Source organism: Nitratireductor sp. GZWM139 (assembly GCF_030068685.1).
GTDB classification, from domain to species: Bacteria; Pseudomonadota; Alphaproteobacteria; order Rhizobiales; family Rhizobiaceae; genus Nitratireductor; species Nitratireductor aquimarinus.
The window spans coordinates 39,826-51,892 of record NZ_JAMQML010000022.1 but is presented as its reverse complement, the minus strand read 5'-3'; the positions used below and the strand labels follow the sequence as shown (position 1 = coordinate 51,892).

Here is a 12,067-nt window from a genome sequence, read left to right as displayed (position 1 = left end):
GGGATACACCTTAGCTGACTGTCCGATTTTCCGGGACCACTTCACCCTGCGGAAGGCGGACAACATTGTCTGCGTCGGGCGTGATCGTTTCCGGCACATCCGGCACGGCTGCCTGAGAGGTTGGCTCCGCGACCGGCTGACCGGTCGCCGGATCGACGGGCGTCGGCTCGGCGGCAGTCTCGTTCTGCGCGAACTGGAGAGCGTTCTGCTCTGCCTGGCTCAGGCGCGTGCTGGTTGAAGACTGTTCAGCGGCAGTTGCGCGCTCGTCGGTGGTATTCGTGCGGTCATTGTTGGCCATGGGAACCCCCAGAAACAGATGTTCCCGGGAGCCAGACACGCCGTTTTAGTCGGCACAATATGAACTGAGCATCATTGATATATCATCATATTCCGAACGGACGAAAATTTCCCGTTGGTTAATGCTTGAATATAAGCAATTATACATTTGCCTATAATTATCCCTTTTTGACAGCCTGCGCCGGCTGCTCCCGCCGGCCATTCTGCCCAGAGACCTGAATGGTAAACAGAGATGAAATAGATAAAATCCCATTTTAAATAAATTGAACAACATGTCTAAGTATAAAATAATCCAAACAACTTAATCGGCATTTCATTTGCGCCTCTTATCGTCATTGCAAGATCAGGGGACGATCAAATGAAAAACTCCAGAGGCCTATACATAGGTGCAAGCCTTGCGCTTGCCATCTCAGCATCCGCCTCACTTGTCATGCAGAAAGAAGCGCAGGCGGGCGCTTATGTGCCAACGCCGGTGCAGATTTCCTTCATCTCCAGCATGAGCGCCATGTCGGCGGCCGCAACGATGACGGCGGCGACCCGGGGGCTTGCGGAACTGAAGACGCAGTGGGAACGGGCGGCTTCGCGCGCCGCTCCCCAAAATGCGCGCTTTGCGGCAGGCGCCGGCAAAAGGCCCGCCGGAGAACGCAGGCAGGCGGGCAATGCCGCCATGGGCGTTTTCGGCTCCGTGGCCATTCCCTTTCGCGCCCTGCCATCCAGCGCCAGCTGGAAAGCCGTGTACCCATCCATAGCGCGCGCCGATTTCGCCGCCTGTACGGAGGCCGGAGACTGCGCGCAACGGGCGAAAGACCTGGCGCAGCTTGTGCGTGACGTCAAAGCAGGCCCGTTCTCGCGCAAGCTTGCGGAGATCAACCGGGCGGTCAACCGCAGAATTGCCTACGTCTCGGACCGGAACAATTATCGCCAGCTGGATCTTTGGGCGAAACCCCGGGACATTCTCCAGCGCGGCAAGGGCGATTGCGAGGACTATGCCATCCTGAAGATGGCGGCGCTCAACGCTGCGGGCATTCCGCTCGGCAGCATGTCGATCGTGGTGCTTCAGGACCAGCGGCGATCCCTGTTTCACGCCGTTCTCACGGTTTCCACGAGCCAGGGGCATTATGTGCTCGACAATCTGCACGACCGCGTGATGAAGGACACCGCCTTTGGCGACTACCTGCCGCTTTACTCGCTGAGCGCAGACCGCTCCTGGATCCACGGAAGAAAGCGCGACGGCTCCATGGTCGCAACGCTTGAAGGACTGCCCTCGGATCTTTCTCCGGGAGAAGGCTTCGACAATGCGGCGGCGCCCCAGAACCGGGTGACCGGCGTGAATGGCGGTTAGGGTCAGTTCGGCAGGATGAAACCGACAATCGCGTCAAGCCCGGCCAGCGGCGCAAGGATGGCGTTGAGACGACCGCGGATAAGCTGACGGTCCACACCGATCACAAAGCCCACCATTGCCGGTCCGCTGCCCTTCATCTTCAGCTTCTCGATCAGCTCTGAAAACTGGATATCGAGCGACAGGCGCACACCCCGCGCCGTGGCATCCGACGGCAGGCTGGACAGCCGCGACTGCACAAAGGCGATGAAAGGCGGATTGTGGGCCATCAACTGCCGGTCACCGGCAAGGGCGAAACAGGGCGACGGGCAGGCCATGACCATGTTGCGCACGGCCTGTCTGCCGGTTCTGGCCCGCATCAGATCGAGCGCGCCTTGCAGGTGGGAGACGGTTTCCACCCTGAGGGCCGATGTGAGGTTTGAGCCCTGTTCAAGCCGGTTCTCGCAGGCCTCGATCACATCGCCGACACTGCAGTCCTTCTCATCCGCGATCTCCTGCAGGGACGACCAGAATATCTCTTCCAGCCGGATGCCGCGCCGCGCGGCCCCGACCCTGAGGACGCGAAACCGGGGCTGGAAGGCCCAGTCTTCTTCACCGTGCGTTTCAACCGCTTTGTCCATGGCTGTCACCGCTCGCGCAGCGCTTCGGTGCGCGCCTTGTTAATCGGCTTCATCAGATAGGCGAGGATCGTCTTCTTGCCGGTCATGATGTCGGCAGTCGCGATCATGCCGGGAATGATCTTGTGGCTCCTGCCATCCCGAACCAGCTCGGCCTGATCGGTCTTGACCCGCACCTGATAGAAGGTTTCGCCCGTATTCTGATCCACGAGGCTGTCGGCGGAGATGTTCTCCACCTCGCCCTCAAGCCCGCCATAGATGGAAAAATCATACGCGGAAACCTTGATCAGCGCGGGCTGGCCCGGCCGTACGAAGGCAACGTCGCGCGGCGATATCCGCGCTTCGACGAGCAGTGTGTCGGATGTGGGCACCACGCCGGCCACCACGGTGCCGGGCTCCACATAGGCCCCGATCGTGTTCACCTCGAGCGTGTTGATGATGCCATCGACCGGCGAGCGGATATCGGTGCGCGCAACCCGGTCGGTTGCCCCGCGAATGGTCTCTTCGATGACCGACAGTTCCGCCAGCGCCTGTGTCTTTTCCACCAGCGCTTCCTGCTGAACCTGGAGCGCCAGCTCCTCGATCTGCAGCGTCGCCTCCTTGATGGAGGCTTCGATGCGCTCGACCGACTCGCGCGTGGATTCAAGCTGGCCCCGCGTCTCGGATAGTTCCTTCTGCACCCGCAGAAGCTCGGTCTGCGCCACCAGCTTGCGCTTGACCATGGGCTCCAGAAGATCGGCCTCACGCTGGGCGAGCGACAGGTTTTCTTCCAGCCGGGAGATGTTCGCGTTCGCCTCGTCGAGCTCATTCATGCGCTGTGTGCGCCGTTCGATCAGCACCGAGCGTTTGTTCTTGATGTTGTCGGCGCGGGCGCGCAGCAGGCGCGCTTCGTTCTGGCAGATGCCGGGCGCAACCTCCTGCAGCGATTCCGGGCAGATATATTCGGCTTCTAGATCGCCTTTCTCTTCCAGCTCAAGTCTGGCGATCTGGGCGCGCAGCGCGCGGGCGCGGGCGGCGGACTCGCCAAGCGACGACGCCGTGACCGTATCATCAAGCTGAAGGATGAGGTCGCCCTTGCTGACGGTCTGGCCGATCGTGACAGCGATTTCCTGCACGACACCGGCTTCGCTCGACTGAATGATCTGCGTCTTCGAGATCGGAATGATCTTGCCTTCGCCGCGCGCAATTTCCTGCACCTCGGCGATGGACGCCCAGCCAATAAATGTCATCAAGAGGGCTGCAATAACGACTAACCCCAATCGCGCAGCCAGTGGTGGACGGTCCATTTTCAATCCGCCTTTCGTCTTTTTATGTAAGGTCGCGCGCCACGCGGGCAACGCCTGGAGCTATTGCCCCCTTCCCGAACGCCCACCCGCGGCGTTCTTTTGCAGTTCTGCGATTACCCTCTCCTTGGGTCCGTCGGCGATGACACGGCCCTGATCGATGACCACCAGCCGGTCGACGAGTTGAAGCATGCTGTGCCGGTGCGTGGAGATCACCAGCGTCACATCATCCCGGAAGGCGGATTTGAGCCGCGCGATGAGTTCGCGCTCGCTTGCCAGATCCATTGCGCCAGACGGTTCGTCCATGAACACGATCTTCGGGTCGCTCAGGAGAATGCGCGCAATCGCGACCGCCTGTCGCTGACCGCCCGAAAGCTGACTGCCACGCTCACCCACCGGCATGTCATAGCCCCTGGGATGACGGGCGACGAACGCATCGACACCGGCGGCCTTTGCGGCGTCGACCAGCTCATCATCGGTCGCGCCGGGCTTGGCCATCAGGAGGTTTTCCTTCACCGACCCGGAAAAGAGGTCTGCCGCCTGCGACGCGAAGACGACCGCGGAACGCACCACGGACGGGTGATACTGGCGTATATCCACCCCATCGATGAGCAGATTGCCGCTCGACGGCGGATAGAGCCCGGCAAGCAGGCGGCCAGCCGTGGTCTTGCCGGAGCCAATGCGCCCGATGATGCCGACGCGCTCACCGCCCTTGATGGCGAGGTTGAAATCGTTGAGCGCGGGGCTGGCGGCCCCCGGATAGGTGAACCCGACATTGCGGAAGGCAACATCGCCGGTGCGGATTTCGCGGTTCACGAAGCCCGTGCTCTCCGGCCGGTCTTCGGGCTGCTCCATGATGGCGTTCAGAATGCGCAGCGACAGAAGCGCCTGGCGCATGCGCGACAGGGTCATGGCGATCTGGCCGAGCGGCGCGACGGCGCGGCCCGACAGCATGACCGTCGCGATGATCGCGCCCGTCGAGATATTGCCCTCGGAGAACTCGTAGGCGCCCGCAACGACAAGCGCCACGGTGACCAACTGCTGCACGAACTGCGTCATGTTCGACGCCCAGGAGGACAGCTGCTTGATGCCCTCGGAGGTGCGCGAGGCGTTCTTGGCAAGCTCGCTCCACCGGCGCAGCAATGTGCGCTCGGCGCGCAGCGACTTGACCGTTTCGATTGTCGCGATGGTTTCCACGAGAAGCGACTGGCGCTGCGATGCCTCATTGTTGGCGGCGGCGACACGGCGGCCGATGCGCGCCTGCGCGATGAGCCCGATGATCAATGCGAGCGCGAAGGCGGTCGCCGGGATCAGCGCCAGCCAGCCGGCAACGCTGTAAATGACCAAGAGGAAGACGAAAACGAAGACGCTGTCGATCAGCGTGCTGATCGTGTTCGAGGTGAAGAACTCGCGCACGAACTCATACTGCGTAACGCGGCTTGCATATTCGCCGGTCGACATGGGACGCGACGCCATGGTGGCGTGCAGCACTTTTTCGAAAAGCAGATAGGAAAGCTTCAGATCCGCTTTCCGGCCGGCGTAATCGATAAGGGCTGCGCGAACGCTTTTCAAAAGCAGGTCGAACAGGATTGCCCCGGCGACGCCGAGCGCCAGAACCCAGAGCGTGGCGGTTGCCTGGTTGGGCAACACCCGGTCGTAGACATTCATGACGAAGAGCGGTGATGCCAGCGCCAGAAGGTTCACGAACAGCGCGGCTATCGCCACCTGCGCATAGGAGCGCCAGAACGGCGCAAGCGTGGTGGTGAGCCAGTGGCGCTTTTCCATCTGCTGAGGCAGACCGGCATCCGCGCTTTCGGACTTGTTCTCATAGATGATGCTGAAGGAGACGATCAGCCCGACTTTTCTGGACAGGACATCCTTGAGCGTGACGCCTTCTTCCGCGATGGGATCGGGCAGAAGCGTGGTGCGCAGGCGGTCGCCATCGAGCGGCTCCAGAAGAGCCTGCGCCGTGCCATCCGCATAGACGACAAGCACCGGCAGATCGATGGATCCGCTGGCGAGATCGCGCCGGCTGTGCTGCTCCACTTCCAGACCGATACGCGCGGCGAGCCGCTCGATATCTTCCAGCGACGGATTGCTCTCGTCAAAGGGCGTATCGGAAAAGAGGACGGTTTCGGAACTCGGGCGCGCGAGAAACTGCGCGACCTCCCGAAAGGCAAACCTGAAACTGTCTGCCAGGAGCGGCGTGTCGGCTGTAGGGTTGCGAAGCTGTTCCACCTTGCGCCCTTGCCTGCTGCCCCGACCGGCTATTGAGACCGGATCGGAGCGAGGAGATCGAGCGGCAGATCGTTGGTCTGCCGCGATGGCAGTCTCTTATACGTCTCCGTCGGCGCCGTTTCAGGCACGTTGAACTCCGCCCGTGCGTAGGCCTCCGACTGTTTCGCACTGGAGAGGTTCATCGTGTCGAGAAGCGTGCCGGTGGCCGCCAGAATGCGATACTCGGCAAAACGCGCCGCATATTGCGCGGTCTTGGACAGGACATTCACGCTGAAGCGTGTGTTCTGCGCGCCGAGAACATCAAGCAGCGAACGCTGGCCAACCACGAGCTGCTCGCGGTAGGAACTGACCAGCTGGGCATTCGTCTGCGCCTGCTGACGCAGGGTCTGCGACAGATCGATCTGCCGCTGGCGGCGATCCCAGGAAATGCGGACCGCTTCCTCGACCTCACGATAGGCCTGATGAAGGACCAGACGCTGCTCGCTTGCGCGGCGGATCTGCTCCTGCTCGTTGGCGACGTCGATGCCGCCGCGATAGAGGTTCCACTTGGCGACGACGCGCGCCTGCAGATCGTTGGTGCGGCCGTCCGAACCATCAATGTCGTAACCGGCGCGGGCGCGGCCCTCGGCGCTGATCTCGGGCAGCATGTTCGAGCGCGCGGCATCGACCAGCGCATCGGCTGCATCGATATCGGCGTTGGCGACCTTGATGCGCGGGTTGTTGGCGCGCGCAATGCCGATGGCCTTGTCGAGCGAGGCCGGCAGCGCCGATGCCACGGAACCCGGCATGGAGGGATTGCTGAGCGGTTTGCCGACGAGCTTGTAGAAACGGATCTTGGCCGCTTCGAGTTCTTCCTCGGCTTCCTTGAGACGCGCCCTGGCGGACAGCGAACGCTCCTGCGCCTGCTGACGGTCAGCCTCGGTGAGTGCGCCGCCGGAAATCAGCGAGCCGATATCGCCCAGCATCGACTGGTGGAAGCTCACATTCTTGCGCGCTTCATTAACGATCTCGACCTGAAGCAGATATTCGAGATATTCGCGCACCACCTGAAGGGCGATTGTTTCCGAACGCTCGAGCACGCGGAAGGATGCGGAATCCACACGCGCGGCCTGACGATCAAGCTCGGCGCGGCGTCCACCGCCGTCGAACAGTTTCTGCGTGATGGAGAGACCGATCTCCGCCGGGTAGAGCGGATCGTCCTCAATGCCGGTGCCACGGCGCGAGGGATTGTCGAGGCGACGCGCGCCGACCGACGCTTCAAGATCGACACTCGGGAGATAAAGGCCCCGCGCCTGCCGCAACTCGAACTCGATGGCTTCGCGATTTTCGATCGCCTGCCCGATCTCGGGATTGGATTCCAGAGCGACCGCCATGGCTTCCTTCACGGAAAGGGCGTTTGCAGCAGTCGAAAACACAACGGCGCCACTCATAAGAGCGGCTGCCAGAACGCGCGTAATGCGTGGCTTCAGCGTCATTATCCCCCCTTTGACTGCGCGTTCCCTGCGCAGCAAATGGAAAAACCCGATCCCACATCGGGTCTCAATATGATGTTATGCTAGGACAACCATTCACGACTGGCTATGTCCCAAGTCGCGCTCCTACCCATTTTGGAGTAGTTTAGTCGCCTCATTTAAATAGAGGTGTTGCGCCGGCGCAACAAAATCCACTTCCTGTTAAGCATTTCAACCCTGAAATGCAGGAATTCAGTCAGCCTTACTGCTTTATCTCACGACCACGAGAGCGCCAATTTTGACGTTGTTATAAAGGGTTATAACATCATCATTGGTCATGCGGATGCAGCCGGAAGAGACGGCCTGCCCGATTGTCCAGGGCTGGTTCGTTCCGTGAATTCTAAACAGGGTTGAGCCCAGATAGAGCGCGCGGGCGCCCAACGGATTTTCCGGACCGCCTTCCACGAGGGTCGGCAGGATACGCCCCTGACCGGCCTCGCGGCGGATCATTTCGGCGGGTGGACGCCAGTCCGGCCATTTCGCCTTTCTGGTGATGCGTTCACGGCCGCGCCAGGCGAAACCCTCGCGTCCGACGCCGATCCCGTAACGCACCGCGGTGCCGTCGCCACGCAGATGATAGAGGCGGCGCTCGCCCGTATCGATCACAATGGAGCCGGCAGGCAGGTTCTCGGAATAAGGCACGACCGCCGGCTTGACGGCGGCGTCGCCCCAAGGCGCCTTGAAGGAGAGCGTGCGCTCACGGCGGACCCAGCGGCCCGTTGCCGGATCGAACTGGCGCACGGTGACCGTCTCTTCGGCGACTGCGCCACCAATCAGCCCCGGCAACACCGGGAGCATGAAAGCCAGCAAGAGCAGAAGCCGACAGAGCGCAGACATCATCCACGTCCTGTCACGAACGCGGTCCATTCCTGAAATGCTCATTCAGCCTCCTGCCCGGCCAGTTCAAATGTCTCGTCTTCTATGCGGATGGTGGTGGCGTTGGGCGCCGAGATGGATCTTTTGCGCCCATCCGCGCAGATCAGCGTCGGCCATTCCCCGACCTTGCAACCGACTTCCGCATAGAGGTTTGCCAGTGGCGCACCGCGCGCGATCACAAGCGCCCCGTCAGCAAGCCGGATGACATGCTGATCCTGCGGACCAACAAACGCCCAGACACCGCCATCCCCGGACGCTGCGTCAAAGCCACGGCCATAGATAGCATCGCCATTCCGGCCGACCAGCATGTGTCGATTGGCGGACATCGCCCAGGCATAGCGTTCCAGAACGCCGGGCTGGCCATTGTAGAGCGTGGTGATGTCGGTTTGCGCAGCGTTGTCGAGGGGCATGGCCGGCTGAAACACCCGAGCCCCGGGTTCATCCGCGCTGCCGGCCCCGCAGCCAAGCAGGAAAACGGCGACCAGCAGAAAACTTCGCATACGGTTCATTGCCGCCCCTTGCAGCACCGCCGCGCCCCTGACGGGAAAGCGCCGATGCCGTCAGCAAAAGCTGCGCCGCCCATGCAACCTGCTGCATGGGCGGTGCACTTGCGATCATTCTGAGGCTAAACAATCTTTGAGTCCAGCACCCACAGCGGGCGGGCCGGAGTGCTTCTGCTAGTGGCTCTCGCCGTTTTCGCGCGTTCCCATCGCATTGATCGCGCTGAGGCGGAACCGGTCACTGTCGCTCTGGCGCGCCATTTCGAGCTGCTCCGACGCGATGCGCATCAGACCGCGGAACTCGATCTGGTCTTCAAAGATCACACCGCCGATATCGACGCCGAGTTCCACGGGCTCGCCTTCCGCCAGGAAGCGCGATTTGGTGATGGCGGTGCGAATGCGCTCTCCCACATCGCGGGCCTGTTCAACCGTCGCGCCGGGAAGGAAGACGCCGAACTCGCTGTCGTTCAGACGACCGACCACATCGCTGCGGCGCACATTGGCGCGGATCACCGATGCGATCTGGCGCATCGACTCTTCACCCCAGCTGAAACCGTAATCGATGGCGATGTCGCGCACATTCTCGGCTTCGAGGATCAAAAGCGCGCCAAAGGTGCGCCCTGCCTCGGAAACCGTCGCGGCGCGGCGGCGCTCCACCAGCGTGGTGAACATCTCGCCGTTGAACACCTCGGTCGAGGGATCATGAGCGGCGGAGAAATTCCGGTCCCGCTTGAAGCGGCGCAGCTGCTCGCTTGCCTGCCCTATATAGAGAAGCAGCGGCGTGGCGATGACCACCGGCAGAATGAGCGCGGCAGCAAGGCTGCGCTGATAGGGATTGATCTCTTCGCCGAAGAAGAGGAGGTAGTGGACAAGGAACGAAAGCCCGACCGCTGCCAGTGTGCCAAGCAGCGTAAAGGCAATGAGCCATGTCCAGCGCGGTTTGCGTTGCAAGAGCGACTTGTCCATATGCTTTCAACGTCCCCAGTGTGACTGATCCCGTTGGTAACCGGCAAACTTCTAATAAAAGTTGACGGGACCCTTCGTCTTTTAACGATTCGCATAAGACGCTTCCGACCACAACACGCTTAAGCCGATGAAAAACAGGAATATTATTCCTTAATTCCGGCTCTGACGCGGCAGAAGAAAACAATCTCCCCACAAGCAATGGCAAGCTTCAGGGTCGGACCTTCCCAACCAGCGTGCAAGATTAAATCGGGTTTTCCAAAGAGAATGCGCCGGGAGAGCGCCGGTCGTTAAAATGCCATGGATCGTGTTTGTTTGCCGGTTACAATTTTCTGCGCATGGTCCTGCCATACCGGGGGCACCGAAAAAGGAACACCATGCCGACAGATTTTGCGTCCGTGCACGCCCACCTCGAAAACGCACAGGCCGAACTGACCGGTTCCGATCCGGCGACGCACCAGTTGCGCGAAGCCATCGGACTGTTGCTCGATGCCGCGCTCAAGGCCGAATTCTCGGCAAAGCCGGAAGCAGACAATGTGGTCCGCTTCCCCCGCGTGGCGCGCGCCCGACCCGGCCAGAACTCGCGCCACGGTTAGATCGCCGTGCGAAAATTGCTGCGTCAGGCCTGAGCGGCAAGCACCCGGTTGCGCGCCTTCTCGGCCTCACGCGCAATCGCGCGGTCGCTTTCGGCTGCGCCCTCCACATGCGTGGTGGTTCCTGAGCGGTCCAGGAAGACGAGCGCCACATCGGCGTCCGCGCCGACCATCACGGCCGCGACCCGCTGATACTGCGGATCGCCATCAAGCCTGTGGTTGAAAAGAATCTGCCCGTCCACATCGTCCAGCACCGACAGAAGCGCGGCCTCGAAGCCCTGCGCGATCAGGTCGGCGAGGTCGAGCAGAAGCTCCAGCTGGACAACCTCAAGCGACGGTTCATTGTGCACGGCGATGTTACTCGAATCATTACTCACTTCTAAGAAGTTAGCCGAGTGAATGAAATGCGGGCAACGCAGGCATGTGAACAGATTGTGTCGTCTTGAAACAATTTCACTTCCTCAAAAACCACGCCTTCTCTCCAGCACGTCTCTCAGCCACGCCTTCTGATTGCATAAGTAAAATCGGGCGCTTGCAGCTTCTTTGAGGCATCAGGGCGGCAATCCACAAAATTACGTACAAATTACGCCCCAAATTACATATTGAAATCGATTACATTTGCCATACAATCGATTTCATTGACGTGGCGGAAGACATCTTTCGCGGAGGACACGTCATGGAGGAGGAGTGCCGCACGATCGGCGAAAAGGCCTTGGCTGCCTGTGCCGTTGGTGCATTTCACCAGGGAGGAGTTCATGAAAAAACTGGCAATTGCTGCCGTAACCGCCGCTGCCCTTGCGGGCACTGCGCTTTCGGCTTTGGCCGAGGACTTCAAGATCGGTCTGTCGAACGGCTGGGTGGGCAGCGAATGGCGCACCCAGATGATCGAGGAGGCCGAGGAAGCCGCCGCCGCCTGGAAGGACAAGGGCGTGAATGTCGAAGTGGTCGCCCAGAGCGCCAATGTCGACGTGCCCGGCCAGATCGCGCATGTGCGCAACTTCATCAGCCAGGGCGTTGACGCCATCATCATCAACCCCAACAGCCCGACCGCCTTTGACCCGGTGTTCGCGCAGGCCAAGGAAGCCGGCATTCTGGTGATCGCCACCGATGCCGAAGTCTCTTCGCCCGACGCCCTTTACGTGGGCATCGACCAGAAGGGCTGGGCCATGGAAAGCGCCAAATGGCTGGCCGACACGCTGAACGGCGAAGGCAAGGTCGTCGCCATCAACGGCGTTGCCGGGCACCCGGCCAACGAGATGCGCGTTGCGGGCTACCGCGAAGTGTTCGGCGAGCATGACGGTATCGAGATCGTCAATGAAGTGAACGCCAACTGGGACCAGGCGCAGGGCCAGCAGGCCATGCAGAACCTGCTCGCGACCTATCCCGACATTGACGGCGTTTGGGTGCAGGACGGCATGGCCGCCGGCGCATGGCGCTCCATCATGGACGCCGACAAGGCTGGCGACATCGCCGCAACCGGCGAAATCCGCAAGGACTTCATCGACATCTGGACCGAGAACAAGCTGAACTCCGGCGCTTCGGTGAACCCGCCCGGCGTGATGGCAAGCGCGCTCAATGTGGCCGTGCTGATGCTGCAGGGACGTGAACTGAAGGAACCGGCCAAGGCCGGGCAGTATGAGAACGCGCTCTATCTGCCGATCCCGTTCATCAGTTCGGACAATCTGGAAGAAGTGGCCGCCTCCGTTGACGGAAAGCCGGGCTACTATTCCTACACGAGCTCGCTTTCCATCGACGACGCGGAAGCGCTGTTCAAATAGGACGAAGCCGGCAAAGGCCCCTCGCCCTCACCCTCTCCCCACATGCGGGGAGAGGGAGACATCCACGCCACG

Annotated in this window: 12 protein-coding genes; 3 read left to right on the top strand and 9 right to left on the bottom strand. The window is 61.2% G+C overall.

Going from position 1 to position 12,067, the window contains the following annotated elements; translation table 11 throughout:
* Nucleotides 1-10: 10 nt before the first annotated feature.
* Nucleotides 11-298 carry a hypothetical protein gene (locus NDI72_RS20410; RefSeq protein ID WP_283801627.1) on the bottom strand — a complete coding sequence of 96 codons (288 nt, stop codon included), beginning with the start codon at nt 296-298 and terminating at the stop codon, nt 11-13.
* A 429-nt stretch (nt 299-727) separates the two neighbouring features.
* Here NDI72_RS20410 and NDI72_RS20405 point away from each other — a divergent pair, with 429 nt between their 5' ends.
* Nucleotides 728-1,639, top strand: coding sequence for a transglutaminase-like cysteine peptidase (locus NDI72_RS20405; RefSeq protein WP_283801626.1), 912 nt, complete (start codon nt 728-730; stop codon nt 1,637-1,639).
* Nucleotides 1,640-1,641: 2 nt separating this feature from the next.
* On the opposite strand, the gene NDI72_RS20400 is transcribed toward NDI72_RS20405, so the two are convergent.
* From NDI72_RS20400 to NDI72_RS20370, 7 genes are all read right to left on the bottom strand, one after another.
* Entirely contained in the window at nt 1,642-2,256 is a 615-nt protein-coding gene (locus NDI72_RS20400; RefSeq protein WP_283801625.1) for a ribbon-helix-helix domain-containing protein, read from the bottom strand.
* Nucleotides 2,257-2,261: 5 nt separating this feature from the next.
* The gene (locus tag NDI72_RS20395) at nt 2,262-3,539 is read right to left on the bottom strand and encodes an HlyD family type I secretion periplasmic adaptor subunit (RefSeq protein WP_206546884.1); all 1,278 of its coding nucleotides are present in this window, start codon (nt 3,537-3,539) and stop codon (nt 2,262-2,264) included.
* 60 nt (nt 3,540-3,599) lie between these two features.
* A complete protein-coding gene (locus NDI72_RS20390) occupies nt 3,600-5,774 on the bottom strand; it encodes a type I secretion system permease/ATPase (RefSeq protein WP_283801624.1) in 2,175 nt (724 codons plus the stop codon).
* A 29-nt stretch (nt 5,775-5,803) separates the two neighbouring features.
* Nucleotides 5,804-7,249 carry a TolC family outer membrane protein gene (locus tag NDI72_RS20385; RefSeq protein ID WP_113154097.1) on the bottom strand — a complete coding sequence of 482 codons (1,446 nt, stop codon included), beginning with the start codon at nt 7,247-7,249 and terminating at the stop codon, nt 5,804-5,806.
* A 246-nt stretch (nt 7,250-7,495) separates the two neighbouring features.
* On the bottom strand, nt 7,496-8,083 hold the full coding sequence (locus NDI72_RS20380; RefSeq protein WP_502888436.1) for a L,D-transpeptidase: 588 nt from the start codon (nt 8,081-8,083) through the stop codon (nt 7,496-7,498).
* Nucleotides 8,084-8,163: 80 nt separating this feature from the next.
* The gene (locus tag NDI72_RS20375; RefSeq protein ID WP_113154096.1) at nt 8,164-8,670 is read right to left on the bottom strand and encodes a hypothetical protein; all 507 of its coding nucleotides are present in this window, start codon (nt 8,668-8,670) and stop codon (nt 8,164-8,166) included.
* A gap of 168 nt (nt 8,671-8,838) precedes the next feature.
* Complete coding sequence (locus NDI72_RS20370) at nt 8,839-9,627, bottom strand: GGDEF domain-containing protein (RefSeq protein WP_206554274.1); 789 nt, start codon at nt 9,625-9,627, stop codon at nt 8,839-8,841.
* Nucleotides 9,628-10,001: 374 nt separating this feature from the next.
* Here NDI72_RS20370 and NDI72_RS20365 point away from each other — a divergent pair, with 374 nt between their 5' ends.
* Nucleotides 10,002-10,220, top strand: coding sequence for a hypothetical protein (locus tag NDI72_RS20365; protein WP_113154094.1), 219 nt, complete (start codon nt 10,002-10,004; stop codon nt 10,218-10,220).
* Between the two features lie 23 nt (nt 10,221-10,243).
* On the opposite strand, the gene NDI72_RS20360 is transcribed toward NDI72_RS20365, so the two are convergent.
* Nucleotides 10,244-10,594: a hypothetical protein gene (locus NDI72_RS20360; protein ID WP_283801622.1), complete on the bottom strand. Its 351-nt coding sequence runs from the start codon at nt 10,592-10,594 to the stop codon at nt 10,244-10,246.
* Between the two features lie 378 nt (nt 10,595-10,972).
* Here NDI72_RS20360 and NDI72_RS20355 point away from each other — a divergent pair, with 378 nt between their 5' ends.
* Nucleotides 10,973-11,995, top strand: a complete 1,023-nt coding sequence (locus tag NDI72_RS20355) for an ABC transporter substrate-binding protein (RefSeq protein ID WP_113154093.1) — start codon at nt 10,973-10,975, stop codon at nt 11,993-11,995.
* Nucleotides 11,996-12,067: the final 72 nt, after the last annotated feature.